The sequence below is a fragment of the Streptomyces sp. NBC_00286 genome (assembly GCF_036173125.1).
In the GTDB taxonomy this organism is placed as follows: Bacteria; Actinomycetota; Actinomycetes; order Streptomycetales; family Streptomycetaceae; genus Streptomyces.
Window position 1 is genome coordinate 8,335,212 of sequence record NZ_CP108054.1, and the last position, 26,197, is coordinate 8,361,408.

24 protein-coding genes and 1 tRNA gene are annotated in these 26,197 nt (G+C 70.6%); 13 read left to right on the forward strand and 12 right to left on the reverse strand.

Annotated elements, in window-relative coordinates; genetic code table 11:
* Positions 1-242: 242 nt before the first annotated feature.
* From OHT21_RS37700 to OHT21_RS37715, 4 genes are all read right to left on the reverse strand, one after another.
* Entirely contained in the window at positions 243-926 is a 684-nt protein-coding gene (locus tag OHT21_RS37700; protein WP_328772748.1) for an IS630 family transposase, read from the reverse strand.
* The gene (locus tag OHT21_RS37705; protein WP_328768325.1) at positions 923-1,363 is read right to left on the reverse strand and encodes a helix-turn-helix domain-containing protein; all 441 of its coding nucleotides are present in this window, start codon (positions 1,361-1,363) and stop codon (positions 923-925) included. The genes OHT21_RS37700 and OHT21_RS37705 overlap by 4 nt, the downstream gene beginning before the upstream one ends.
* A 121-nt stretch (positions 1,364-1,484) precedes the next feature.
* A complete protein-coding gene (locus OHT21_RS37710) occupies positions 1,485-2,048 on the reverse strand; it encodes an MBL fold metallo-hydrolase (RefSeq protein ID WP_328772750.1) in 564 nt (187 codons plus the stop codon).
* Positions 2,049-2,092: 44 nt separating this feature from the next.
* Positions 2,093-2,707, reverse strand: a complete 615-nt coding sequence (locus OHT21_RS37715) for a TetR/AcrR family transcriptional regulator C-terminal domain-containing protein (RefSeq protein WP_328772751.1) — start codon at positions 2,705-2,707, stop codon at positions 2,093-2,095.
* A 178-nt stretch (positions 2,708-2,885) separates the two neighbouring features.
* Between OHT21_RS37715 and OHT21_RS37720 the strand changes: the two genes are divergently transcribed.
* Positions 2,886-4,541: an amidohydrolase gene (locus OHT21_RS37720; RefSeq protein ID WP_328772752.1), complete on the forward strand. Its 1,656-nt coding sequence runs from the start codon at positions 2,886-2,888 to the stop codon at positions 4,539-4,541.
* A gap of 82 nt (positions 4,542-4,623) precedes the next feature.
* Positions 4,624-6,111 carry an APC family permease gene (locus OHT21_RS37725; RefSeq protein WP_328772753.1) on the forward strand — a complete coding sequence of 496 codons (1,488 nt, stop codon included), beginning with the start codon at positions 4,624-4,626 and terminating at the stop codon, positions 6,109-6,111.
* A 113-nt stretch (positions 6,112-6,224) separates the two neighbouring features.
* On the opposite strand, the gene OHT21_RS37730 is transcribed toward OHT21_RS37725, so the two are convergent.
* Positions 6,225-6,309, reverse strand: a tRNA-Leu gene (locus OHT21_RS37730).
* 186 nt (positions 6,310-6,495) lie between these two features.
* On the opposite strand from OHT21_RS37730, the gene OHT21_RS37735 reads away from it, so the two are divergent.
* The 3 genes from OHT21_RS37735 to OHT21_RS37745 all read left to right on the forward strand — a co-directional run bounded on the left by OHT21_RS37735 (position 6,496) and on the right by OHT21_RS37745 (position 9,145).
* Entirely contained in the window at positions 6,496-7,821 is a 1,326-nt protein-coding gene (locus tag OHT21_RS37735) for a M20/M25/M40 family metallo-hydrolase (protein ID WP_328772754.1), read from the forward strand.
* A 219-nt stretch (positions 7,822-8,040) separates the two neighbouring features.
* Positions 8,041-8,274 carry a chaplin ChpH gene (chpH, locus tag OHT21_RS37740; RefSeq protein WP_328772755.1) on the forward strand — a complete coding sequence of 78 codons (234 nt, stop codon included), beginning with the start codon at positions 8,041-8,043 and terminating at the stop codon, positions 8,272-8,274.
* Between the two features lie 157 nt (positions 8,275-8,431).
* Positions 8,432-9,145 (forward strand): chaplin, encoded by a 714-nt coding sequence (locus OHT21_RS37745; protein WP_328772756.1) that lies wholly within the window; start codon positions 8,432-8,434, stop codon positions 9,143-9,145.
* Positions 9,146-9,251: 106 nt separating this feature from the next.
* Here OHT21_RS37745 and OHT21_RS37750 read toward each other — a convergent pair whose 3' ends face one another.
* Entirely contained in the window at positions 9,252-9,440 is a 189-nt protein-coding gene (locus OHT21_RS37750; protein ID WP_033323315.1) for a DUF5703 family protein, read from the reverse strand.
* A 47-nt stretch (positions 9,441-9,487) separates the two neighbouring features.
* Between OHT21_RS37750 and OHT21_RS37755 the strand changes: the two genes are divergently transcribed.
* Together OHT21_RS37755 and OHT21_RS37760 are read left to right on the forward strand one after the other, a co-directional pair.
* Entirely contained in the window at positions 9,488-10,222 is a 735-nt protein-coding gene (locus OHT21_RS37755) for a hypothetical protein (RefSeq protein ID WP_328772757.1), read from the forward strand.
* 273 nt (positions 10,223-10,495) lie between these two features.
* Positions 10,496-10,804, forward strand: coding sequence for a hypothetical protein (locus OHT21_RS37760; protein ID WP_328772758.1), 309 nt, complete (start codon positions 10,496-10,498; stop codon positions 10,802-10,804).
* A gap of 26 nt (positions 10,805-10,830) precedes the next feature.
* On the opposite strand, the gene OHT21_RS37765 is transcribed toward OHT21_RS37760, so the two are convergent.
* Both OHT21_RS37765 and OHT21_RS37770 read right to left on the reverse strand, forming a co-directional pair.
* Positions 10,831-13,752: a helix-hairpin-helix domain-containing protein gene (locus OHT21_RS37765; protein WP_443050691.1), complete on the reverse strand. Its 2,922-nt coding sequence runs from the start codon at positions 13,750-13,752 to the stop codon at positions 10,831-10,833.
* A 152-nt stretch (positions 13,753-13,904) separates the two neighbouring features.
* Complete coding sequence (locus OHT21_RS37770) at positions 13,905-14,888, reverse strand: aldo/keto reductase (protein ID WP_328772759.1); 984 nt, start codon at positions 14,886-14,888, stop codon at positions 13,905-13,907.
* A gap of 198 nt (positions 14,889-15,086) precedes the next feature.
* Here OHT21_RS37770 and OHT21_RS37775 point away from each other — a divergent pair, with 198 nt between their 5' ends.
* The 6 genes from OHT21_RS37775 to mshC all read left to right on the forward strand — a co-directional run bounded on the left by OHT21_RS37775 (position 15,087) and on the right by mshC (position 20,827).
* A complete protein-coding gene (locus tag OHT21_RS37775; protein WP_328772760.1) occupies positions 15,087-16,139 on the forward strand; it encodes an LLM class F420-dependent oxidoreductase in 1,053 nt (350 codons plus the stop codon).
* A gap of 264 nt (positions 16,140-16,403) precedes the next feature.
* Positions 16,404-17,192: a ferritin-like domain-containing protein gene (locus OHT21_RS37780; protein WP_328772761.1), complete on the forward strand. Its 789-nt coding sequence runs from the start codon at positions 16,404-16,406 to the stop codon at positions 17,190-17,192.
* A gap of 141 nt (positions 17,193-17,333) precedes the next feature.
* Complete coding sequence (locus OHT21_RS37785; RefSeq protein ID WP_328772762.1) at positions 17,334-18,020, forward strand: histidine phosphatase family protein; 687 nt, start codon at positions 17,334-17,336, stop codon at positions 18,018-18,020.
* Between the two features lie 99 nt (positions 18,021-18,119).
* Positions 18,120-18,710, forward strand: coding sequence for a DUF3090 domain-containing protein (locus tag OHT21_RS37790; protein WP_328772763.1), 591 nt, complete (start codon positions 18,120-18,122; stop codon positions 18,708-18,710).
* Positions 18,674-19,486 carry an SCO1664 family protein gene (locus OHT21_RS37795; RefSeq protein WP_328772764.1) on the forward strand — a complete coding sequence of 271 codons (813 nt, stop codon included), beginning with the start codon at positions 18,674-18,676 and terminating at the stop codon, positions 19,484-19,486. Before OHT21_RS37790 ends, OHT21_RS37795 begins: the two co-directional genes overlap by 37 nt.
* 111 nt (positions 19,487-19,597) lie before the next feature.
* Entirely contained in the window at positions 19,598-20,827 is a 1,230-nt protein-coding gene (mshC, locus tag OHT21_RS37800; RefSeq protein ID WP_328772765.1) for a cysteine--1-D-myo-inosityl 2-amino-2-deoxy-alpha-D-glucopyranoside ligase, read from the forward strand.
* A gap of 72 nt (positions 20,828-20,899) precedes the next feature.
* On the opposite strand, the gene OHT21_RS37805 is transcribed toward mshC, so the two are convergent.
* The 4 genes from OHT21_RS37805 to glpK all read right to left on the reverse strand — a co-directional run bounded on the left by OHT21_RS37805 (position 20,900) and on the right by glpK (position 26,128).
* A complete protein-coding gene (locus tag OHT21_RS37805; protein WP_328772766.1) occupies positions 20,900-21,898 on the reverse strand; it encodes a PAC2 family protein in 999 nt (332 codons plus the stop codon).
* Between the two features lie 155 nt (positions 21,899-22,053).
* Positions 22,054-22,725 (reverse strand): FadR/GntR family transcriptional regulator, encoded by a 672-nt coding sequence (locus OHT21_RS37810; protein WP_328772767.1) that lies wholly within the window; start codon positions 22,723-22,725, stop codon positions 22,054-22,056.
* Between the two features lie 187 nt (positions 22,726-22,912).
* Complete coding sequence (locus OHT21_RS37815; protein WP_328772768.1) at positions 22,913-24,529, reverse strand: glycerol-3-phosphate dehydrogenase/oxidase; 1,617 nt, start codon at positions 24,527-24,529, stop codon at positions 22,913-22,915.
* A gap of 60 nt (positions 24,530-24,589) precedes the next feature.
* Positions 24,590-26,128 (reverse strand): glycerol kinase GlpK, encoded by a 1,539-nt coding sequence (gene glpK, locus OHT21_RS37820; protein ID WP_328772769.1) that lies wholly within the window; start codon positions 26,126-26,128, stop codon positions 24,590-24,592.
* Between the last annotated feature and the right edge of the window lie 69 nt (positions 26,129-26,197).

Consider the following 26,197-nt stretch of genomic DNA (forward strand, 5'->3'; position numbering starts at 1 on the left):
CTCCCCGATCTTCGCGGGCGCACGACGCCTGGCACGGCTCCCCCACGCTCGGCTTCGCTCGCGCGGGCGGTGCCCCCACCGCCGCACGGCCGCATCACCCAAGTACGTCCAGTACGAGGGCGATGCGGCCGCACGCCGATGCTCCCCTACTGCCTGAAGGGCGTGGGAGGTGCCCCCAGCACCAGACGCCGCGCGCTGATCCGCGAAGATCGGGGAGACAGGACCTAGTAGATTGTCGCGGCTTAATTTCGCTGTATGGTTGGGTAGAGGTGGCGTAGTTTCACGCGTGCGTCGTCGGTGGTGAACTGCCAGTCGACTTGGCGCTGGTTGCTGTTGGTCTGTTGCTGCCAGGCAGCAAGTTCGGCGTTGAGTACGGCGAGGTCGTCGAGGCGGCGGTCCAGGCACTGGCGGGTGAGCGCGGAGAGCTCGATCTCGGCGATGTTGAGCCAGGACCCGTGTTTGGGGGTGTGGTGGATCTCCAGGCGCTGGGTCAGCGCGAAGGCCTTTGCCGGGTCGAACGCCTCGTAGAGCGAGGCGGTGGTGTGGGTGTTGAGGTTGTCCATCACCAGCACGACCGTGGCGGCGTCGGGGTAGTCCACGGTCAGCAGGTGCTCGACCTGGTGCGCCCAGTCGACCCTGGTCCGGCGGGGCTGCGCGTCCACGCGTCGCCATCCGCGCAGCGGCTCGACCCAGCAGAAGATCGAGCAGGTCCCCGAGCGGACGTACTCGTTGTCCTCGCGGCGGTCACGGCCCGGCCGCGCGGGAAGCGGATCACGGACGTGGCCGAGCAACTGGTACGGCTTCTCGTCCATGCACACCACCGGGCGCGTCGGGTCGAAGGGCCGGTGGTAGACCGCCAGGACATCCTCCATCGCCGCGGCGAAGGCCGCATTCGCAGCGGGCGGGATGGTCCAGCACTTCTTCACGTGAGGGCGCAGTTCCGTTTTTTTAAGACCCGCCCGATCGTGGAGTGGTCCAGATCCGGGATGTCCTCGGCCAGCGCGACGTGCTTCTCCAGCAGGCGCAGCGACCAGCGGGCGTGTCCTTTGGGCGGCTTCGAGCAGGCCAGCGCAATCAGCCTTGCCTCGACCTCGCCGGTCACCGGGGAGGGCACCGGCGGCAGTGCGCGTTCCTTCCGGCCGACCGTGGCCCACACATCGCCGCCGGTCTCCGCGTACCGCTTCGAGATCAGGCGGACCGAATCGCACGAGACCCCGACCCGCTCCGCGATCACCGCCCGCGGAGCGACCTCGCCGGCCGAGGTGTCCAACGCGAGCAGCACCCGCGCCCGCCTGATCATCGACGCGCTGCGGACCCCCGTCGTCGTCACACGCTCCAACGCCCGACGGTCTTCGGCACTCAAGACAACCGGATACTTCTTCTGCGAGGACACGGCACCCCTGCCCGGCCGAACGGAAGCATCAAGCGAAGCCTGCCCGACCCCAACTCCACCAACCAGAACGACACTTAGTCGCGACAGTCTACTAGAGGGGCGTCGACGCCGACGGCACGAAGGGGGCACCGTGTCCCGGCACGATCAGGGCCGGGCCGAGTGCCAGGACCTTCTCCCTGGCCGCCCGCAGTTGATCGCGGTCCGGCGCGAAGGGGTCGTCGGCCGGTCCCTCGGCGGTCCACCACAGATGGGTCAGGACCACCAGGCCCTCGTCCGTCGTCGCGAGGGTGCTGACGTCCTCGGCGGTGTGGCCGGGGGTCGTCATGAGTGTGATCGACGGGGAGATGCGGTATCCGTCGGCGTTCCGGTCCTCCCAGACGTCGTCCTGGTAGATGGCCATGTGGTCGTGGAAGCGGGCCTCGGGAAACAGGGCGGCGTTCAGCGTGTGGTCCGGGTGGTGGTGGCTGAAGATCACGTCGGTGACGCCCTCGGGGGCGAGTCCGTGGGGCGCCAGCGGGTCCAGGATGAGCCGACGGTCCGCGACCATGCCGGGGTCGACGATCACGACGGTCTCGCCGTCGACGAGCAGGGAGACGGTGCCGGCCACCCGCGTGTCGGCGTAGCCGGTGGTCAGGACGTGGAACGAGGCGGTCATGACGGTTCCTCGGGTCGTGAGCTTGTGTGGCGGTACGAGCCGGGTCACCGGGGAAGGAGCACCCGGAAGCCGGTGATCAGGGCGCCGAGACCGATGTCGAAGGCGAGTTCGGCGCGGCGGTGGTCGGTGGGGGTGTCGTCGAGTACGGCGGTGAGGTGCGGGGCGGTTTCGCGGGTCACGTCGGAGACCATCACCGGCGGGGCCACGAGGTCGAGGGCGGAGCCGAGGACGAAGCTCTCCAGCGCGTTGATCAGGGGCATGACCTGGCTCGCGGTGAAGCCGGCGGTCAGCAGGAGTTCGGCGACCTTCTCGTACATCGCGTGCATGAAGGGTTCGGCGAGCGGGGCGGTGGCGAGCAGGGGTACCGCCCCGGGGTGCGCGGCGAAGGCCTTGCGGTAGGAGCGGGCCCATTCCTCCAGGGCCTGCTCCCAGGGCTGTGACGCGTCCCAGTCGTCGGGGCTGGTCTCAAGGGCCAGCTCTTCCCGCATGAGCGAGATGATCTCGCCCCGGCCGGACACATGGTGGTAGAGCGCGGACGGGGCGACGCCGAGCTCCCTGGCCAGGGCGGGAATGGTGAGGGACCCCTGGTCGTCGGCGATTCTCAGCGCTGCGGCGCCGATGCGTCGGCGGTCCAGCAGAGGGGTGCGCGGCCTGGGCACGAAGGCTCCTCTTCGTATGTGTCACCGATGCGCAGGCGGCACGGTCGCCTGCCCGATGTCACCGGAAGTTTACCGAACAACTTTCAGTAAAACTCTTCCCGGCGGTTCGAGTGAGCCCTACATTACCGAAACCGAATCAGTTTCGGTTTTCGCCGTACGACGGGAGGGCGTCGCCACCATGCAGGCCGACATCGTGTTCACCGAAGGGACCGTCAGGACCGGGGACGCCGAAAGCCCGGTGGTCGACGCACTCGCCGTCACGGGCGGCAGGATCATCGCGCTCGGGCCGGAGGCGCTCGCCGCCCGGGGCAGGGACACCGAAGTGGTCGATCTACGGGGAGGCGCGCTGCTGCCCGCGTTCGGCGACGGACACGTGCACCCGGTGATGGGTGGTCTGGGCCTGCTCGGAGTACCCGTCCGCGAGTGCACCTCCATGGAGGCGATCGTCGAGGCCGTACGGCACTGGGCAGGCGCGCATCCCGAGGCCGAGTGGATCACCGGCGACGGCTTCGACGCCTGGCTCGCCCCCGGCGGCAGGTTCGACGCCCGCCTGCTGGACGCGGCAGTCCCCGACCGGCCCGTGGTGCTGCGCACGATGGACCACCACACGGCGTGGGTGAACACCGAGGCGCTGCGCCGGGCCGGGTTCAACGCCGCCACGCCCGACCCGGACGGCGGGGAGATCGTGCGCCGGGAAGGCTCCACCGAACCCCTGGGCACCCTGCGGGAGTTCCCCGCCATGCTGCCCGTACTCGACCTCGTACCCCAGCCGTCCCACGAAGTGCAGGTGGAGGCCCTGCGCGAGACCGCCGCCCGGTTCGCCGCCTCCGGAGTGACCTGGATGCAGGACGCCTGGGTCGAACCCCACCACGCCGACGTCTGGCTCACCGCGGCGACCAGTGGCCCGGGGCTTCCCGTCCGTGCCGACCTCGGCTACTTCCTGGGGCCCGAGCACTGGCGCGAGAACATCCTCCGGATCGCTGCCGAGCGTGAACGTGTGGAGGGTGCAGCCCCCGGGCTGCTCACCGCGCACACCGTGAAGTTCTTCGCGGACGGGGTCATCGAATCCGGCACGGCGGCTCTCCTCGAGCCGTACAGCGACTGCCCGCACTCCCATGGCATCGCCAACTGGACCCCGGCGGAACTGGCGAAAGCCGTCACCGCGGTCGACGCCCTCGGCTTCCAGCCGCACATCCACGCGCTCGGCGACGGCGCCGTCCGGGTCGCTCTGGACGCGATCGAGGCCGCGACCCGCACCAACGGCCCCCGCGACCGCCGCCCGGTCATCGCCCACGCCCAGATGATCGACCCCGCCGACCTGCCCCGCTTCGCCGAACTCGGGGTGATCGCCAATCTCCAGCCGCTGTGGGCCCAGCCCGACCGGCTGATGACCGAGCTCATCCTGCCGAAGATCGGCCCGGAACGCGGCTCGCGGCAATACCAGATCGCCGCCCTGCTCGCCTCCGGCGCCCGCATCGCCTTCGGCAGCGACTGGCCGGTCACCGATCACGAACCACTGCGGGGCATCGCCACCGCCGTGACCCGCCAGACGCCCGAGGGAATCCCCGACGGCGGCTGGCTTCCCCAGGAGCGGATCGACACCGCGACCGCCCTGGCCGCCTACTCCGCCGGATGCGCCTACCAGGCGTTCGAGGAGAACAAGTGGGGCGTCCTGCGCCCCGGTATGTGGGCCGACCTGGTGCATCTCGCCGCCGACCCGGTCGAGACCGCGCCACGCGAGCTGGCGGACCTGCCCGTCCTGGGCACCTGGCTCGCCGGCCGGCGCACGTACGGCTCCCACGTCCCCACGCCGGTTCCAGCCGCAGGACGGTAGCCGAAAGGCGCCGTCACGGCTGGGGCCGCGCACCAGGTCAGTAACCCACCCGTCGACCCTCACGCATCACGCGGAGACCTCCATGACCGAGCCCCACACCTCCACCGCTCCCCAACAGCCTCCGACAACCCCCGGGCCGGAGCCGACCGGCCACCTGCAGCGGGCCACGCTCGGCGTCACCGACATCGTCTTCTTCGTCATGGCGGCCGCCGCCCCGCTCACCGTGATGGCCGGCATCGCCCCGCTCGCCATCCTCTTCGGCGGCATCGGCGCCCCGGTCGCCTACCTGGCGGTCGGCGTCGTTCTGTGCCTGTTCGCGATCGGTTTCACCGCCATGACGCCCCACATCCGCAACGCGGGCGCCTTCTACTCGTACATCGCCCGGGGCCTGGGCCGCCCCGCCGGACTGGGCGCCGCGCTGCTGGCGGTGTTCTCCTACAACGCCCTGCAGATCGGCACCTACGGCGCCTTCGGCTTCTTCGCCGCCGGCACCGCGAACGACCTCCTGGGCATCGACCTGCCCTGGCCGGTCTACGCCTTCGCCGGGATCGCCGCGGTCTGGTTCCTCGGCTTCCGGTCGATCCGCGTGGGCGCCAAGGTCCTCGCCACCCTGCTGATCGCGGAGACCGCCATCCTGGTGCTGCTGGCCGGCGCGATCCTCGTGCAGGGCGGTGCGGACGGGCTGAGCCTGGCCTCCTTCGCCCCCTCCAACGTCTTCACCTCGGAGATGAGCGCACCGCTCGGCCTCGCCATCGCCGCCTTCGTCGGCTTCGAGTCCACCGTCCTCTACCGCGAGGAGGCCCGCGACCCCGACCGCACCGTGCCCCGCGCCACCTACCTGGCCGTCGGCTTCCTCGGCCTCTTCTACACGCTCATCGTCTGGGTCATCGTCCAGGCCTTCGGCGACGACAAAGCCGTCGGGACCGCGGCACAGAACCCGGCCGAGATGTTCTTCACCGCCATGACCCGCTACGTGGGCGACTGGGCCACCGACCTCCAGCGCGTCCTGATCGTCAGCAGCCTCCTGGCCGCCCTGCTCGCCTTCCACAACGCCATCACCCGCTACGGGTACGCACTTTCCGTCGAGGGCGCCGCGCCCGCCCCCCTGGGCCGCATCCACCCCAAGCACGGCTCGCCCTGGGTCTCCGGCATCGCGCAGACCGTACTGGCGGTCGTCGTCACCGGCGTCTTCGCCGCGATCGGTGTGCACCCGTACAACGAGTTCCTGCTGTGGGTGAACACCCCCGGAGTGGTCGGCATCCTCGCGCTGCAGACGCTCGCCGCCTGCGCCGTGGTCGCCTTCTTCCGCCGCAACCCCGGCGCCGGTGGGGCAGGACGCCTGCGCACGGTCGCCGCGCCCGCGACCGCCGCACTCCTCCTGGCCGTGATCACCGGACTGGTCTGCACCCGCCTCAGTCTCTTCACCGGCGCCCCGGCCTCCGTCAACTGGACGCTCGTCGCGCTCACTCCGGTCGTCTTCGCGATCGGCGCGATCCTCGCCACGCGGATCCGCCGCAAGCGCCCGGAGGTCTACGCAAAGATCGCCACCACCGACGTCGACTCCGTGTGACCGACGGGGCCGCAGCCGCCCGCTGACGTCTCGCCGCCACGCAGGGCCAGCACACGCAAACGAGGACCGCGACCATAAGGTTGAGGTCCTCGTTTGCGTATCGCTCTGGCGAGTGTCCGAGGGGGGACTTGAACCCCCACGCCCGATAAAGGGCACTAGCACCTCAAGCTAGCGCGTCTGCCATTCCGCCACCCGGACAAGGTGTAGGTCGTGCGGGGATGGCCCCGCGGCGACAGAAGAAACATTACCAGGCTTCCGAAGGCTCCCGATCACAGGCCCACGGTGTGTGAACCCCGTGTGACAGCCCGGATCCGGCCTTGGGGCGGGCGGGACGGAGAGGGAGGATGAAGGGGAGAGGCAGCAGTGACCCCGGGAGGCAGCAGCGTGAGTGAGTCGGATACGGCCAGGAGCATCACCGGTGAGGACGAGGTCGTCGACCTCTGCCGCGAGCTGATCCAGATCGACACCAGCAATTACGGCGACCACTCGGGCCCGGGTGAGCGCAGGGCCGCCGAGTACGTCGCCGAGAAGCTCGCCGAGGTGGGGCTCGAACCGCAGATCTTCGAGTCGCACAAGGGCCGCGCCTCCACGGTCGTACGGATCGAGGGCGAGGACCGGTCGCGGCCCGGACTGCTCATCCACGGCCACACCGACGTCGTACCCGCCAACGCCTCGGACTGGACCCACCATCCGTTCTCCGGCGAGATCGCGGACGGCTGTGTGTGGGGCCGGGGCGCCGTCGACATGAAGGACATGGACGCGATGACCCTCGCGGTCGTACGCGAACGGATGCGCAGCGGACGCAAGCCGCCCCGTGACCTCGTGCTGGCCTTCTTGGCCGACGAGGAGGCCGGCGGCAAGTTCGGCGCGAAGCACCTCGTCACCAAGCACCCGGACCTCTTCGAGGGGGTGACCGAGGGGATCGGCGAGGTCGGCGGGTTCTCCTTCACCGTCAACGAGAAGCTGCGGCTGTATCTCGTCGAGACCGCCCAGAAGGGCATGCACTGGATGAAGCTGACCGTGGACGGCACCGCCGGACACGGTTCGATGATCCACCGGGACAACGCCATCACCGAACTCTCCGAAGCCGTCGGGCGGCTCGGCCGGCACAAGTTCCCGGTGCGCGTGACGAAGACGCTCCGGCACTTCCTCGACGAGCTGGGCGACGCCCTCGGCACCGAGCTCGACCCGGAGAACATGGACGAGACGCTCGCCAAGCTCGGCGGCATCGCCAAGCTCATCGGCGCCTCGCTGCAGAACACCGCCAACCCGACCCAGCTGGGCGCCGGTTACAAGGTGAACGTGATTCCGGGCCAGGCCACCGCACACGTCGACGCCCGCTATCTGCCGGGCTACGAGGAGGAGTTCCTCGCCGACCTGGACCGGATCCTCGGCCCGAACGTGAAGCGCGAGGACGTACACGCCGACAAGGCGCTGGAGACCACTTTCGACGGGGCCATCGTCGACGCCATGCAGACCGCGCTGTCCGCCGAGGACCCGATCGCGCGCGCCGTGCCGTACATGCTCTCGGCGGGTACCGACGCCAAGTCCTTCGACGACCTCGGCATCCGCTGCTTCGGCTTCGCCCCGCTGAAGCTGCCGCCGGAGCTGGACTTCGCGGGCATGTTCCACGGTGTCGACGAGCGGGTGCCGGTCGATGCCCTGAAGTTCGGCGTGCGGGTACTCGACCGATTCATCGAGGCGTCCTGACCGATTCACCAAGGGGCCCTGAACGAGGCGTCTCCAACTAGGCGTGTTCTTCGGTACGTCCGTAATTACAACGCTGAAACGACACTCCAATAATCGCCAGCGCGTGCGGAGTTGACTGAGAAGGGTGAATGCGCTCATAGGCTCGTAGCCCTATTACTCCCTCCTCGTTACAGGTGGTGCGACCCGTGACCAGGGTCGCATTGCCAACTAGGAGGAATAATGATCAAGAAGGTCGTCGCCGCTGCGGCTGCCACCGGTGGCCTCGTTCTCGCTGGTGCGGGAGTTGCGGCTGCCGACTCGGGCGCCCAGGGTGCCGCCGTGCACTCGCCCGGCGTGCTTTCGGGGAACGTCGTTCAGGCGCCGGTCAACGTGCAGTCGAACGTGTGCGGCAACACGATCTCTGTGGTCGGACTGCTGAACCCGGCGTTCGGCAACACCTGCATCAACGCGTGACGTTTCGCTTCACCCCATAGGGGCCTCAACCCCATAAGGGTCTGAGTCCGCGGCCCCGGAGTGCGCGTCACGCGCTCCGGGGCCGCCGACTTTCCGCATTCCGCGTACGTGCACTGGGCGCGTGCGCATTCCTGAAGCAACAAGGCAGGGAAAAGCTATGCGACAGGTCACCCGCAAGGGCCTGATGACCGTGGCGGCAGCCACCGGCGTCCTGGCCGTCACCGGCGGCTACGCACACGCCGACTCGGACGGCTCCGCCTCCGACTCCTCGGGTGTGCTCTCGGGGAACTCCGTCGAGGCCCCGATCGATGTGCAGGCGAACGTCTGCGGCAACACCGTGAACATCGTCGGGCTGCTCAACCCGGCGGTCGGCAACAGCTGCGCCAACGAGGGCGGCAATTCCGGCAACTCCGGCAACAACTCCTCCGGCGGCGGCTCGCAGGCCGGCGGACACACCAGCGACTCCTCCGGCATCGGCTCCGGCAACCATGTCCAGGCCCCGGTGGACGTGCCCGTCAACGTCTGCGGCAACGGTGTCAACGTCGCCGGTATCGGCAACGATTCTGCGGGCAACGACTGCGCCAACTCCGGTGGCGGTCACGAGACGTCGCCTCCTGGCCACGGAGAGCAGACGCCTCCCGGCAACCCGGAGCAGCCGGGCACTCCGCAGCAGCCGCCGTCCGCGGACACGGAGCAGGTGGGCGCCGAGAAGCCGAACAGCCCGGACACCCAGGCCGTCGCGCAGCCCAAGGGCTCCGCGCAGCTCGCGGCGACCGGCAGCGAGCTGCCGATCGGCCTCGCGCTGCCGGTGGGCGCGGGCGCGCTGCTGATGGGCGCCGTGCTCTACCGCAAGGCACGGGCCGCAGCGTAACCAGGCCTGGAAAACCCGGGTAACAAAGCCCGGAAGGCACCGGCCACCTGCTGAAACGGAGCGGGCCCCGCGACCGCGGGGCCCGCTCCGTTTCAGCCACTTCTTGTCACCACGTGGCACGCACCTGGCGGATGATCCGCCGGCGCAACCGCACCCTGCGGCTGCCGTCGGGGTGCAGGCTGAGGCGGTCCAACTCCCAGTGTCCGTACTCCGCATGGTCGGTCAGCAGACGCGTCGTTTCCTTGCGGGAGACCCCGCGCGGCACGTAGACGTCGACAAATTCGTATTCCGGCATCGCATCTATTGTGCGGGCAGAGGCCCGGTACGGATAGCGTCTGCACTATGTCTGATGCTGCGCAGCCCACCGCTGCCGAGGTACGCGCCGCCGCCGAGGCGGTCAAGGCTGCGCTCGACCGTCACCTTGCGGCGGTCGAGCGCCGGTCGGGGGAGGACGACCCGGCCGTCTACGAGGCGTTCAACGAGCTGGCTTCGGCCGCCGAGGAGTACGACGAGCTCCTCTACGAGCGCTATGACGAGGTCACGCCCTTCGAGATCCCCGGTACGGAAGACGCACTGCCGCCGTACACCGGGCCCGAGGAGCCGAACGCGCTGAGCGTGCTGATCCGCCGTGACTACGCCGTCGTGGAGCCGCAGCGGCTGCTGGCGCAGGCCCAGCGGGTGGAGGCCGTGGAGGAGTCGGGGGCGGCGGCCGCGGGCTTCGACGCGGCGGCCGGCACCGTGCACGGTGCGCTGGGTGTGCTGTTCGGAGAGTTCGAGCCGGACGAGATCGCTTCGCGGCACAAGGAGTTCGGTCTGGAGGAGGGCGACTCCACGCTGTGGGTCACCGCCGCGGACGAACCGGCCGAGCCCGGCGAATGGCTGGACGCCCCCTTCGAGGGGGCCGATCCCCAGCGGATCGTCTGCCGCTTCGACGTCAGCGCGGTCTTCGACGAGGACCTCGACGACGGCCCTGACGACCCCGACGACCTCGACGACAGCAGCGCGAACGGCCGCGGCCCGGCTCTCCGCGGAGGGTTGGACGACGACGACCTGGAGCCGCTGGACGCGGATCGCTGAGAGGGTTCGCCGAGGGTTTGTAGGGGTGGCGGTCACGGGCTTTGGCCTGTGGCCGCCATCCGTGTTTGGTGGGCGAGGTGCGGGTTGGGAGGGGAGCCCTGGCGCGGCTCGGCTGCTAGGGAAGGAGTTCCGACGGCCGTGCGGACCGTGGGCGCCCGGCCGGGCCCAGCTCCCCGCCCGGTCGGCCCGGGGCGGTGGGTCCCGGCCGGTATCGCGTGCGGTGTCGGCGGCATGGGCGGTCGGGGTCGACCTCGGCAAGGGCAACAACCCCGGGTGAAGCGGCTTGCGCTCGCCCAGGCGCACGACATCACCGCTTCGGTGGAGCACGCGTGCGCGGGTCATGCGGAGACTGCCGATGCCGCTGAGCGCACTGCGGACGGTGAAGCGGTCGCGCTCGCCCGGGCGCAGGACATCACCGCTTCGGTGACGCGCGCGTGTGCGCGGCTCATGCGGAGACCGCCGACGCCGCCGAGCGGACAGCAGACGGTGATGCGCGTGTGCGCGGCTCATGCGGAGACCGCCGACGCCACCCAGCTCACCGCGAACGGTGATGCGCGCGTGCGCGGGTCAGGCCCACTGTGAGCGCCGCGGCCACCACCCCTGCGGGGTCAGCCTGCCGTCGGGACCTGGGCTTTGAGCAGGGTGGGCAGGCGGGTTGTGCGGGGCTTGGCCGGGGTTTCCGCCACCGCGCGGGGGAGGGCCTGTTCGACGCCGTGGACCACGGAGAGGTGGCGTTCGGCGCGGCCGAAGGCCGTGTAGATCCAGGGTCTGGTCAGGGTCTGGGCGGCGTCGCCTGGTAGGACCACGACCGCGGCGGGCCAGCGGCGACCGACCGCCTGGTGCGCGGTGAGCGCCCAGCCGTGGCGTACGGACTGCTCGACCCGCTCCTTCGGTACGACCACGGGGGTGCCGGCGCACTCCAGGTGCAGCCCCTCGGCGTCGGCCTTCACCACGTGACCGAGCGCCGTACGGCCCGGTGCGGGCGTGTAGGCGATCCGGTCGCCGGGGTCGAAGCCGCCGAAGCGGCCCGGGCCCGGGTTGAGCCGCTCCTTCAGCGCGGCGTTCAGCACCCGGGTGCCCGCTGCGCCACCATGACCCGGCGTGATCACCTGCGTCTGCTCCGCCGGGATCCCGAACGCCCGCGGCACGGAGTCCGCGACCAGCTGCACGGTGCGGTGCACCGCCTCGCCGGCATCGCGCACCGGGACGATCACGACCTCCTTGCCGGGGGCCTCCACCTGGTTCAACTCGCCCACGCCGATGCCCGAGACCAGCTCACCGATCGGACCGGGGTCCGGTGTTCGCGAGGCGACCTGCGGGCACACCCGGGCCGCGAGTAGATCGGCGAAGACCCGCCCGGGCCCCACCGACCACAGGACACCGGGGTCACCGCTCAGCACAAGGCGCGCCCCATCGGGCAGCGACTCGGCCAGCATCGCCGCGCTCTCCACGTCCAGTTGGGGCGCGTCGAGGACGACCAGCAGGTCGGTCATTAGCAGCCCGTCCGCGTCCCGGCCCGGTCCCTCGGTCCCGGACAGCAGGCCCGCGACGGTGGCCACGGTTTCCTGGGGTTTGGCTGACGGCTCCCACTGCTCGGCTCGCGCGAGCAGGGTCGCGAACCGCTGCCGTCCGTCCACGCTGTGCGTGGCCGCGCACACCCGCAGCCCCATCGCCCGGGCCGCGGCGACCAGGGCCGCGGGTTCCGCGCGAGACGCCTCGCCGCCGGTGTGGAGCACGAGGCCGTGGCCCGCGACGGCGCGGATCAGTTCGGCGGCGGAACCGGTCGCGGCCGCCTCCCAGTCGTCGGCCGAACCGTCCTCCTTGGGCAGCGAGTTGACCACGCGTGCGAGCCCGTCTGCGAGGCTCTCCTCGGCGAGGGCGTACCGCTCCAGGCCGACGAGGACGCGTACCGGCCGCTCCTGCTCACCCTCCTCGGCCTCGCCACCGGACTCCGTGGGCGCGCTGGGCGCCACAGGGGCGCCAGGCTCGTCCACTGCGTCCTGGAACACCAGCGCGTCCCCCTCCGCGATGGCGCTCTGCACCGCGGCGTCCGGATCCGGCACGGCCCGCTGCGCCAGCGCCCTGCTGAGCGCTGGGGCTTCCAGGGCGGTGTGCCCGACGAGGGCCGCCTGTTCCAGGAGCCATACGGTCACCGCCCGGCCCCGTCGCTCGTCACCGGGCCCGCACTCCGCCCCGAGCAGCGCCCGCGCGAACCCGTCCGCTTGCTCCGGCCGAACCCCCGCCACACGCAACAACTGCCAGGGATCCTCGCGCAGTTGACCGTCCGCTCCCTCCCCGAGGGCCGCGGCAACCTGTGGCGCGAGCGCTTCGGGCGCGCCACCCTCGAGCAGTACGGCCCGCACGGCATCGACGACCTCGACCGGCACCGGTGCGGAGGCGGCCGAGGTCACGGGAGCCGACCGCCGCACCGGCTCGGGCGCGCCCCTACGCGGCGCCGACTCCGCCTCACTGAAAACACTGCCTCCAGGCTTCTCCCCACTCTCCACCGCCCGCACAGCCGCAAGCAGATCGGCCGCTGTCCCGCTCAGCTTCTTGCCGCTCTCGACGGCCTTCTTCTCGGCCTTCCGCCGCTCGATCCGCTCCCGCAACTCCCGCTGCGCGGCCAACTCGGCCTCGGCTTCGGACAGTTCACTGGCCGCGGCGGCTTCCCCCTCAGCACCCGTGGCCCCCTCCTCGGAGCCCTCACTGCGGGCCGCGACGCCCTGACTGTCGGCCGCCGCGCCGCTTTCAGCGGCCTGGCTGCCGACAGCCGCGCCATCCTCGCCGACCGCGCTTCCGCCGGCAGCGCTACCTTCAGCATCCCCCCGATCGGCTGCGGCGCCGCCTTCAGCGGCCGCGCTTTCGGCTGCGGCGCGGTCTTCAACGTCGCCACGGTCGGCCGCGGCTACGTCGACCTCGCCGCCCGCTTTGGCGGCGGCAGCGCTGCCCTCAGCGTCGCCTCGGTCGCCCGCGGCGTCGCCCTGACCGCCCGCGCTTGCGGCGCCAGCACGGCTGTCGACGTCGCTGCGCTCGGCCGCGGCGCGGCCATCAGCATCTCCACGATCGGCCGCGCCGCCACCCTCACGACCCGCTTTGGCGGCGGCAGCGCTGCCCTCAGCGTCGCCTCGGTCGCCCGCGGCGTCGCCCTGACCGCCCGCGCTTGCGGCGCCAGCACGGCTGTCGACGTCGCTGCGCTCGGCCGCGGCGCGGCCATCAGCATCTCCACGATCGGCCGCGCCGCCACCCTCACGACCCGCTTTGGCGGCGGCAGCGCTGCCCTCAGCCTCGCCTCGGTCGCCCGCGGCGTCCCCGTCGTCGCTCGCGCTTCCGGCGCCAGCGCGGTCCTTGATGTCCCCGCCCTCAGCCGCCGCTTCGCCCTCCCCGGCGGCGCTTTCGGCGGCAACGCGGCCCTCGGGGCCCCCGCGCCCGGCCGCAGCTTCCCCTTCCCCGGCCGGGCTTTCCGGCGCAGCACTACCCTCGACGTCCCCGTGGCCGCCCCCGGCCCCAGCCGGAGCGACAGCACCGACCATCGCCCCCTCGCCCGACGCACCCTTCTCCACCCCGGACCGCCCGGCCCGAGCGCCCGACTCGACCCCCGGGCCGACGCCCAGCGCCCCCGGCTCGGCTTCCTGCGCGGCAGCGGCCTGCGCGGCAGCGGGCTGCGTGGCAGCGGGATCCGTGGTCACAGCGTGCTCCAGTTGTGGTCGGGGTAGCGGTGTACCGGCGCTGACACGTCGTCGAGCGCTCGGCAGATCTCGTCAGGAAGACTAAGGGCCTCCACTGACAACGCGGCCGTGAGCTGCAGTGCGTTACGCGCGCCGATGATGGGAGCGGCGACGCCGGGCCGGTCGCGGACCCATGCGAGGGCCACCTGGAGCGGTGTCACCGCGAGCCCGTCCGCGGCGGTCGTCACCGCGTCCACGATGCTGCTCGCCGCCTCGTCCAGATACGGCGCGACGAACGGGGCCAGATGCTCCGAAGCGCCCCGGGACTCCGCGGGCGTCCCGGACCGGTACTTGCCCGTCAGTACGCCCCTGCCCAGCGGTGAGGACGGGAGCAGCCCGATGCCCAGGTCCAGGGCGGCGGGCAGCACCTCGCGTTCGACGCCGCGTTGCAGCAGGGAGTACTCCATCTGCGTACTGGACAGCCGGGTCCGTATCCCTGGCGCCGCGAGCTGCCAGGTCGCCGCCTTGGCGAGCTGCCAGCCACAGAAATTGGACACCCCGGCATAGCGGGCCCGCCCGCTGCTGACCGCGAGGTCGAGCGCCTGGAGGGTCTCCTCCAGCGGCGTCCCGGAGTCGAAGGCGTGGACCTGCCAGAGGTCCACATAGTCCGTGCCGAGCCGCGCCAGAGAGGCGTCGAGCGCGGAGAGCAGATGCCCGCGCGAACCGTCGAAGCGCCGGTCCGGGTCCGGCACGCTCCCCGCCTTCGTCGAGATCACCAGATCCCGGCGCGGCACCAGCCCCTCCATGAGCTGCCCGAGCAGATACTCGGCCTCCCCGTCGCCGTACACATCCGCCGTGTCGACGAGAGTGCCGCCCGCCTCCCAGAACGCCTTCAGCAGGTCCGCGGCGTCATGCTCGTCGGTGTCCCGGCCCCAGGTGAGGGTGCCGAGCCCGATCCGGGACACACGCAGGCCGGTACGGCCGAGATGCCTCTGCTCCATGTCGGCTGAGATTACTGGCCCGAAGTCAGTGCGTGGGGACCCTGTGGACAACCAGGATCATCCGAGCGCGAAGCCGTCCCCCGACCCGTCTGCGGACCCGTTCCCCGACCCGCCTCCACCGGTGCTCCCTGCCGCCGACCCCGAGGGCGCGCTAGGGTGCCGACCAAGGGACGTTACTGATCAGTAAGGGGATCGGCCATGCAGCTCGGGATCAACCTCGGCTACTGGGGCGCCGGAATGGACGCGGACAATCTCGCCGTAGCCCAGGAGGCAGACCGCCTCGGCTACGCGGTCTGCTGGGCCGCCGAGGCGTACGGCTCGGACGCGGCCACCGTGCTCACCTGGGTCGCCGCCAAGACCGAGCGCATCGACGTCGGCTCGGCCATCTTCCAGATCCCGGCCCGTCAGCCCGCGATGACCGCGATGACCGCCGCGACGCTCGACTCGCTCTCCGGGGGCCGCTTCCGCCTCGGCCTCGGCGTCTCCGGACCGCAGGTCTCCGAGGGCTGGTACGGAGTCAAGTTCGACAAGCCGCTGGCCCGCACCCGCGAGTACGTCGAGATCATCCGCAAGGCGATGACCCGCGAGCGTCTGTCGTACGCGGGCGAGCACTGGACGCTGCCGCTGCCGGACGGCCCGGGCAAGCCCATCAAGCTGACCGTGCACCCGCAGCGCGAGCACATCCCGCTCTACATCGCGGCGATCGGCCCCAAGAACCTGGAGCAGACCGGCGAGATCGCCGACGGCGCCCTGTTGATCTTCCCCTCCGCCGAACACCTGGAGGAGACCGCGCTGCGGCACCTGCGCGCGGGCCGCGAGAAGGCGGGCCTGACGATGGACGGCTTCGACGTCTGCCCGACGCTGCCGATCGCCCTCGGCGACGACAAGGACGTCACGACGCTCGCCGACACCTTCCGCCCGTACACCGCGCTGTACGTCGGCGGCATGGGCAGCCGCAAACAGAACTTCTACAACCAGCTTGCCCAGCGCATGGGTTACGAGAAGGAAGCCGCCGAGATCCAGGACAAGTACCTGTCCGGCGACAAGCAGGGCGCCGCGTCCGCCGTACCGCACGACCTGATCGACAAGACGACCCTGCTGGGCTCGGTCGACCGGATCGCGGACCGGATGAAGTCCTACGCCGAAGCCGGGGTCACCACCTTGACCCTCGCTCCCGCGGGCTTCACCCTCGACGAGCGCCTCGCCTCGCTGCGCGCCGGCACGGAAGCTCTCGAACGCGCCGGGCTGTGACACCGGCCGGAGTGTGACATCGCCGGACTGTGACTCCGGATCGGTCAGGGGAGTTTTCGCGGCCGTGGTGGGGGCTCGGGGGTCTTCCCCGCCACGGCCGTCACGGGGAACAACGCGCCGACGGCCTCTGTGGTTACGCGTCGCAGAGGCCTCAGGCGTCCATCGTTCGGCGGATTTGTCCGACACAGGTGTTGCCGCACCCCTGACAGCCCATTTGACTCGTTCTTTGCGGAGTTCTGGGAGTTCTGCAGAGAAGGGGCATTGATGCTTTCGGCCAAGAGTCTGTTCCAGGAGATCGTCGACAACGACGAGTCGTTCCAGCTCTTCTGTTCCATCGCCGCGAGCGGGGAGTCACAGGGGGGCTGGGAGAACGCGCGCATCGCGGCTCTCGTACCGGAGAGCGAGCGCGCGCTCGCACCCAAGATCACCCGCCATGGCGCCGACGAGGACAAGCACGGGCGCATCTTCAACGCCCTCATGAAGAAGCGCGGCCTCGAACCCGTCGAGGTCCCGCCCGCCACCGACTACACCATGCTCCTGGAGAACCACGGCATCGGCCTCGCCCACGAGAAGCTCAAGGGCGACCAGGCGCTCACCGTCGAAGACATCGTCACCTACCTCGCGCACAGCAGGGTCACCGAACAGCGCGCCTCCGAGGAGATGGAGCTCCTCCGCAAGCACTTCGCCGACCATCCCGACCTCGGCCGGGCCGTCAAGATGATCTCCAACGACGAGGACAACCACCTCGCGTACTGCCACGAAGAACTGCTGCGCTTCGCGGCGGCGGGCCACGGCCGCATGATCCAGCGCACCCTGCGCGAGTGCGCGCTCGCCGAGATCCGCATCTACCGGGACGTCAGCCTCGCCGTGATGGCCAACATGGGGCGCATCCTCGGCTGGTCGAAGGCCAAGTCCGGTGTCCTCGCCCTGGGCATCCGCGCCGTCTACTTGTACGAGCGGCTCGGCGGCTGGCGTCGCCTGGTGTCCCTGAAGATGCCGGAACGCCGCGACGCCCTGGGCGGACCCGCTTCGACGGCACCCGAGTTCGCGTAACGGCGTCCTCCACGCGCGCGTGCCGCTCGTAAACAAGACGAGCACGGGCACGCGTGCGTGGAGCCCGACAAGCGACCCCGCGGAACTCCCGTACATCCCCGAACCCGTGGCACATCCCGGCGGCGGCTTACGCTGGGGCGCATGCCCACGTTGATCCTTGTCCGGCACGGACGTTCCACCGCCAACACCGCGGGTCTGCTCGCCGGCTGGACGCCCGGCGTCGCCCTCGACGAGCGCGGCGCCGAACAGGCCGCCGCGCTGCCCGGACGGCTCGCCGGGCTGCCGATATCCGAGGTCGTCACCAGTCCCCTGCAGCGCTGCCAGGAGACCCTGCGACCGCTCCTCGAGGCCCGGCCCGAACTGTCCGTGCACACCGACGAGCGCATCGGGGAGTGCCACTACGGCGACTGGTCGGGCCGCAAGCTCGCCGAGCTGATGGACGAGCCGCTGATGCAGGTCGTACAGACGCATCCGTCCGCCGCGGCGTTCCCCGGCGGCGAGTCGATGCGGGCGATGCAGACCCGGGCCGCCGAAGCCGTACGCGAGTGGAACGCGCGCGTGGAGCGCGATCACGGCGCCGACGCCGTGTACCTCATGTGCTCCCACGGCGACATCATCAAGTCCCTCGTCGCGGACGCACTGGGGCTTCATCTGGACCTCTTCCAGCGGATCTCCGTAGAACCCTGTTCCATCACCGCGATCAGCTACACACGACTGCGGCCGTTTCTCGTACGCCTCGGGGACACCGGTGATTTCGCCTCCCTCGCGCCGCGCGAGGAGCCTCCGGGCGGTGACGCCACGGTGGGTGGCAGTGCGGGCGCACCGTGATCGTCAGCCGCAGTAGGGTGAAGCGGTCGAAGCAGCGCAGCAGTTGCCGGCAGCACACGCAGTCGATGACAGAAGCACTCGATCCAATGGAGACAGGACGTGTCCCGTCAGGTGTTCCTCTACGACCCACCGGACCGTTTCGTGGCCGGTACGGTCGGGCTGCCCGGGCGCCGTACCTTCTTCCTGCAGGCCATCGCCGGGCCCCGGGTGACCAGCGTGGCTCTGGAGAAGACGCAGGTGGCGGCGCTCGCCGAGCGGATGGACGAGCTTCTCGACGAGGTCGTACGACGTACGGGAGGCAGTGCGGCCGTCCCGGCGGTGGCCCCGACGGAGGTCTCGGACACCGAACCTCTTGAGACTCCCGTGGAGGAGGAGTTCCGGGTCGGCACCATGGCGCTGGCCTGGGACGGTGACGAGCAGCGCATGATCGTCGAGGCGCAGGCGCTCGTCGAGCTGGACGCCGACTCCGAGGAGGACCTCGCCGCCGCCGAGGAGCGGCTCCTTCAGGACGAGGAGAACGGCCCGCCGATGCTCCGGGTCCGCCTCACCGGCGCACAGGCCAGGGCCTTCGCCAAGCGCGCCCTCGACGTCGTCAACGCGGGACGGCCGCCCTGCCCGCTGTGCAGCCTCCCGCTCGATCCGGAAGGACACGTATGTCCGCGCCAGAACGGATACCGCCGCGAGGCGTGAGCACGGCCGAGCTGCTCGCCGAGGGCGAGCTGACGGTGCGCGGCCAGGTGCGTGAGGCCTCCAACGCGGTCCTCCTGTGCGATGTGACGTACGAGGACCGCACCGAGCCCTGCGTCTACAAGCCGGTCGCCGGCGAGCGCCCGCTGTGGGATTTCCCCGACGGCACCCTCGCCCAGCGGGAGGTCGCCGCCTACGAGGTGTCCGAGGCGACCGGCTGGGGGCTCGTGCCCGCCACCGTGCTGCGCGACGGCCCGTACGGCGAGGGCATGTGCCAGCAGCGGATCGAGCCGGTGCCCGGTGCCGAACTGCTCGCGCTGGTCGACGGTGAGGAACCCGGCGAGGGCTGGAAGGCCATCGGGTTCGCCGAGGTCGGCCAGGGGCGTACGGCGCTGCTCGTGCACGCCGACGACGAGCGGCTGCGCAGGCTCGCCGTACTCGACGCAGTGATCAACAACGCCGATCGCAAGGGCGGGCATCTGCTGCCCACCGGTGAGGGACGGCTGTACGGCATCGACCACGGAGTGACCTTCAACACCGAGAACAAGCTGCGCACGCTGCTGTGGGGCTGGGCGGGGGAGAAGCTCACCCCTGAGGCCGTCGATGTCCTCACAGGGCTCAAGGAGGCCCTCGACGGGGCGCTGGGGCTGCGGCTTGCCGAGCTCATCACACCGGTCGAACTGGACGCCACGCGCGCGCGTGTCACCGATCTGCTCACCACGGGCCGGCACCCGGAGCCCTCGGGGGAGTGGCCCGCGATCCCGTGGCCGCCCGTGTAGTACGGCCGGGCACGGCGACGCACACTGCAGCCGCGTACGCAAGAAGGCCCTCCCGGCCACCGGGCCCGATGCGGTTCGTATACCGAAGACGCGTCCGGTTAGGCTCGAGACATGTATGCCTGGCCCGCTTCTGAGGTCCCCGCCCTGCCTGGACAGGGCCGCGACCTCCGGATCCACGACACCGCGACCGGGGGTCTGATCACCCTCGATCCTGGCCCCGTCGCCCGTATCTACGTCTGCGGCATCACTCCGTACGACGCGACCCACATCGGTCACGCGGCGACCTACAACGCGTTCGACCTCGTTCAGCGCGTGTGGCTCGACACCAAGCGGCAGGTTCACTACGTCCAGAACGTGACGGACATCGACGATCCGCTTCTCGAGCGTGCCGCTCGGGACGACGTCGACTGGGCGGCGCTCGCAGAGAAGGAGACCGCCCTCTTCCGCGAGGACATGACAGCCCTGCGGATGCTGCCCCCGAAGCAGTACATCGGCGCCGTCGAGGCGATACCCGGGATCGTCCCGCTCGTCGAGCGGCTGCGCGACGCCGGAGCCGCGTACGAACTCGAGGGCGACGTCTACTTCTCCGTGGAGACGGACCCGCACTTCGGGAAGGTGTCCGGGCTGGACGCCGCCGCTATGCGGCTGCTGTCCGCCGAGCGCGGCGGCGACCCGGAGAGGGTGGGCAAGAAGAACCCGCTCGACCCGATGCTGTGGATGGCCGCCCGGGAGGGCGAGCCCAGCTGGGACGGCGGATCGCTCGGCCGGGGCCGGCCCGGCTGGCACATCGAATGCGTCGCGATCGCCCTCGACCACCTGGGCATGGGCTTCGAAATCCAGGGCGGCGGCTCCGATCTCGCCTTCCCGCACCACGAGATGGGCGCCTCCCACGCGCAGGCGCTGACCGGGGAGTTCCCGTTCGCGCAGGCGTATGTGCACGCGGGCATGGTCGCGCTCGACGGCGAGAAGATGTCGAAGTCCAAGGGCAACCTGGTCTTCGTGTCGAAGCTGCGGCGCGACGGAGTCGACCCGGCGGCCATCCGGCTGGCCCTGCTCTCGCACCACTACCGGGCCGACTGGGAGTGGACCGACCAGGTCCTTCAGAACGCCCTCGCGCGTCTTGACCGCTGGCGGGCGGCAGTGTCGCGGCCCGACGGACCGCCCGCCGACGCACTCGTCGAGGAGATCCGCGAGGCCCTCGCGAACGACCTGGACGCGCCGGCCGCGCTCACCGCCGTCGACCGCTGGGCCGCCCTGCAGAAGGAACAGGGCGGCAGCGACGAGGGCGCCCCCGGTGTCGTATCGCGTGCTGTGGACGCGCTCCTAGGGGTGGCCCTGTAAAGAGGGCTTTTTGGAAGCAACCAAGGGCGGTGCGTCGCGTACGCACCGCCCTTGTGGTTCCGTTCCTACGGTTCAGTCCTCCGACGAGTCCTCAGCTGAGCCCTCGTCATCGGCCCCCGGGCGCTGCGGTTTCGGCGGCCGGGGACGGCCGCTCGGGTTGTCCCGGAGGAAGGGGGCGGGGTCGCCGCTCTCCGTGGCGTGACCGCCGGCTTGGCCCGCCGCCGGGCCGCCGCCGTCCCGGCGCCGCAGATAGCGCTCGAACTCGCGGGCGATCGCGTCGCCCGATGCCTCGGGAAGCTCGGCGGTGTCCCGGGCCTCCTCCAGCGACTGAACGTACTCGGCGACCTCGCTGTCCTCCGCGGCCAGCTGGTCCACGCCCAACTGCCAGGCCCGTGCGTCCTCGGGCAGCTCGCCCAGCGGGATGCGCATGTCGATGAGGTCCTCCAGGCGGTTGAGGAGGGCCAGCGTCGCTTTCGGGTTCGGCGGCTGCGAGACGTAGTGCGGCACGGCCGCCCACAAGGAGACCGCCGGTACGCCCGCGTGCGTGCACGCCTCCTGGAGGATGCCGACGATGCCCGTCGGGCCCTCGTACTTGGTCTCCTCCAGGTCCATGGTGCGGGCCAGGTCCGCGTCGGACGTGACGCCGCTGACCGGGACGGGACGCGTGTGCGGGGTGTCGCCGAGCAGGGCGCCCATGATCACCACCAGCTCCACGCCCAGCTCATGGGCGAAGCCCAGGATCTCGTTGCAGAACGAGCGCCAGCGCATGGACGGTTCGATGCCGCGGACCAGGACCAGGTCACGCGGCTTCTCGCCGCCGACCCGGACCACGGAGAGCCGGGTCGTCGGCCAGGTGATCTTGCGTACGCCGCCGTCCAGCCACACCGTGGGCCGGTTGACCTGGAAGTCGTAGTAGTCCTCGGCGTCGAGCGCCGCGAAGACCTCGCCCTTCCACTCCCTGTCGAGATGCGCGACCGCGGTGGAGGCGGCGTCGCCGGCGTCGTTCCAGCCTTCGAACGCGGCCACCATGACCGGGTCGACCAGCTCGGGAACCCCCTCGAGCTCGATCACCCAGCGCCTCCTTCCGACGTGCCCTCACGTACGCCCCAACCTTACGGCGTGCGAGCAGGGCGCCCGCAGCCCCCTTGCATGGGGGAGTGACGCATCACTGCCCCGTTCGCCACCCCGGAACACCCCACAGTCATCCGAGCTGTGATCGCCCGTCCTCACAGGGTGCTGCGCAGCCACTGCTCCACGCTCGCGATATGCACCGTCGCCCAGGAGCGGGCCGCCTCCGCGTCGCGGTCGCGTAGGGCCGCCAGGATCGCGCGGTGTTCGTGCAGGGTGCGGCTGACCGCGTCCTCCTGGGTCAGCCCGCGCCAGATGCGGGCCCGGGTGGTGGGCCCGGAGAGACCGTCGAGGAGTGAGCAGAGCACGGAGTTGCCGGAGCTCTGCACGATGCCGCGGTGGAACTCCAGGTCGCAGGCGACGAGTTCCTCCACCGAGGGCTGGTCGCCCAGCGCGTCGAGCTGGGCCGTGAGCGCGTCGATCTGCTGCTCGCTGATGCGCAGGGCGGCCATCGACGTAGCGGCCGGCTCCAGGATGCGGCGCACGGCCAGGAACTCCAGGACCGTGTCGTCGCGGTGGAAGTCGACGACGAAGCTCAGCGCCTCCAGGAGGAGTTGCGGGTCCAGGCTGGTGACGTACGTGCCGTCGCCTTGCCGTACGTCCAGGATGCGGATCAGGGAGAGCGCCCGTACGGCCTCCCGCAGAGAGTTGCGGGACAGGCCCAGATCGGCGGCGAGTTCGCTCTCCTTGGGGAGCCGGTCGCCGGGGCGCAGCGCGCCGGAGACGATCATTCCCTTGATCTTCTCGATCGCCTCATCGGTGACTGCCATGGCGGGGCCTCCCTGTCGATCAGATATGTCGCTCAGACATCCGATGTCTCATTATGGGGCTTCGACGGCCCTGGTGAGCCCCGTGCGGGACGATCATCCGCGACATGTACGACACGGGGGAGGGGCGGCTCCGTCGAACGGAAGCCGCCCCTCGGAGGGGAGCGCGTGCCCCTTACTTCTTGTCGAGCTACTTCTTGTCGAGAAGGTCCTGCACCTTGCCGCGGACCTCGTCCGTCGCGAGCCCGCGGATCGTCAGCGTCGTACGGCGGCGCAGTACGTCGTCCGCCGTCTCGGCCCACTCGTTGTCGCGGGCGTAGACGACCTGCGCCCAGATCTCCGGGGCGTCCGGGTGGACCCGCTCGGCGAGCTCAGCGTTGTCGTTCGCGAGGCGGGCGATGTCGAAGGCCAGCGAACCGTAGTGGGTGGCCAGGTGCCTGGCGGTGTCCGGTGCCATGCTCGGCCCCGGCGCCGGGTGGTCGACGAGCAGGCGGTGCGCGACCGCGCGCGGATTGGCGACGCCCGGCAGCGGCAGCTTCTTCGGCAGCTCGGAGACCGGCTCGAAGTCCTCGCCGAGCGGACGGCCCGGCAGCGACTCCAGCTTCTTCATGACCGTACGGCCGATGTGCCGGAAGGTCGTCCACTTGCCGCCGGCGACGGACAGCATGCCGCCCGCGCCCTCGGTGACGACCGTCTCCCGCCTGGCCTTCGAGGTGTCGCCCGGCCCGCCGGGCAGCACGCGCAGACCCGCGAAGGAGTACGTGATCAGGTCACGGGACAGCTGCTGGTCACGTATAGAGAACGCGGCCTCGTCCAGGATCTGCGCGATGTCCTTCTCATTGACCGCGACGTCCGCGGGGTCGCCCTCGTACGCCTCGTCGGTCGTGCCGAGCAGCAGCATGTCCTCCCAGGGGAGGGCGAAGGTGATGCGGTACTTGTCGATGGGGGTGGCCAGCGCGGCCTTCCACGGGGCGGTCCGCTTGAGGACGAGGTGAGCGCCCTTCGACAGACGTATGGAAGGCGCCGCGTTGGCGTTCTCCATCCGGCGCAGGTGGTCGACCCACGGCCCGGTCGCGTTGAGCACCAGGCGCGCCGACACCCCGAACTCGCTGCCGTCGAGGCGGTCGCGGAGCTCGGCGCCGCTCACCCGGCCCCTGGTGAAGCGCAGCCCGGTGACCTCGGCGTGGTTGAGGACGACGGCGCCCGACTCGACGGCAGCGCGGACCGTCATCAGCGCCATCCGGGAGTCGTTCATCTGGTCGTCGCCGTACACGGCCACGGCCTTGAGATTGTCGGTACGCAGTTCGGGCACGTCCTGCGCTGCCTTCGCCGGGCTCAGGAGGTGCCCCACGCCGTCACCGAAGGCGGACAGCGCCGAGTACGCGAACACACCGGCACCCAGCTTCGCCGCGCCGTGCGGCCCGCCCTTGTACACGGGGAGGTAGAAGGTGAGCGGGTTCGCCAGGTGGGGGGCCACCTGGCGGGAGACCGCACGGCGCTCGAAGTGGTTCTCCGCGACCAGCTTCACCGCGCCGGTCTGCAGATAGCGCAGACCGCCGTGGAGCAGCTTGGAGGAGGCGGAGGAGGTGGCACCGGCGAAGTCGCCGGCGTCGACCAGCGCCACCCGCAGCCCGGACTGCGCGGCATGCCAGGCGGTGGAGATGCCCAGGATGCCGCCGCCGATGACGAGAAGGTCGTACGTCGCCTTGGAGAGCCGCTCCCGGGTCTCGGCGCGGCTCGGGTGAAAGCCGGAGGCCGGGCGCGTACCGAGGGCAGGTACGGACTGCAGGGTGGACTGACTGGTCATGCGGATTCTTACTCCTTGTCAGAGCTTCCCGGAGCGCTGGTCAGCTCGCTGCAGCGCGGGTCAGCTCTCGTCCTCGAGCCAGCCCATGGTCCGCTCCACGGCCTTGAGCCAGCTCTTGTACTCACGGTCGCGCTTCTCCGCGGCCATGTTGGGGGTCCACTCGGCGGCCCGGCGCCAGTTGGCGCGCAGGTCGTCGGTGTTGGTCCAGAAGCCGACGGCGAGACCGGCGGCGTAGGCGGCGCCGAGGCAGGTGGTCTCGGCGACCATCGGGCGCACCACGGGGGCGTCCAGGAAGTCCGAGAGGGTCTGCATCAGCAGGTTGTTGGAGGTCATGCCGCCGTCGACCTTGAGGGCGGCGAGTTCGACGCCGGAGTCCTTGGTCATGGCGTCGCTGATCTCACGGGTCTGCCAGGCGGTGGCCTCGAGAACGGCACGCGCGATGTGCGCCTTGGTGACATACCGGGTCAGGCCGGCGATCACACCGCGGGCGTCGGGGCGCCAGTACGGGGCGAACAGGCCGGAGAACGCCGGGACGAAGTAGGCGCCACCGTTGTCCTCCACGGACGAGGCCAGCGTCTCGATCTCGGCGGCCGTGCTGATCAGGCCCATCTGGTCGCGCATCCACTGCACCAGCGCGCCGGTGACGGCGATGGAGCCCTCAAGTGCGTAGACCGGCGCCTGGTCGCCGATCCGGTAGCCGACCGTGGTCAGCAGGCCCGAGTACGAGTTGATGATCTTGTCACCGGTGTTCATCAGCATGAAGGTGCCGGTGCCGTACGTCGACTTGGCCTCGCCCTCGGCGAAGCAGGTCTGGCCGAACAGGGCCGCCTGCTGGTCGCCGAGCGCCGAGGCGACCGGGATGCCGCCGAGCAGGTCGCCCAGCTTGCCGCCGGTGATCTCGCCGTACACCTCGGCGGAGGAGCGGATCTCGGGCAGCATCTGCATCGGCACGCCGATGGATTCGCAGATCTTGTCGTCCCACTGCATCGTGTGCAGGTTCATGAGGAGGGTGCGGGAGGCGTTGGTGACGTCGGTGACGTGGTGGCCGCCGTCGACACCGCCGGTCAGGTTCCAGATGACCCAGGAGTCCATGGTGCCGAAGAGGATGTCGCCGGCCTCGGCGCGCTCCCGCAGGCCCTCGACGTTGTCGAGCAGCCAGCGGGCCTTCGGACCGGCGAAGTACGACGCGAGCGGCAGACCGGTCTCGCGGCGGAAGCGGTCCTGGCCGACGTTGCGGCCGAGTTCCCGGCAGAGGGCGTCGGTACGGGTGTCCTGCCAGACGATGGCGTTGTGGACGGGCTCACCGGTGTTCTTGTCCCAGAGCAGCGTGGTTTCGCGCTGGTTGGTGATGCCGATGGCCTTGATGTCGTCGCGGGTGATGCCGGCCTTCTCGATGGCACCGGCCACGACCTCCTGGACGTTGGTCCAGATCTCGGCGGCGTTGTGCTCGACCCAGCCCGGCTTGGGGAAGATCTGCTCGTGCTCCTTCTGGTCGACGGAGACGATCCGGCCGTCGCGGTCGAAGACGATGCAGCGGCTGGAGGTGGTGCCCTGGTCGATGGCGGCGATGAAGGGACCTGCGGTGTGGGCGTCGGTCACGGTGTGCTCCTGAAATTCCGTGGTCAAAGAGGCGGTCTAAGAAGCTGGCTCACTGGGCTGGTTTACGGG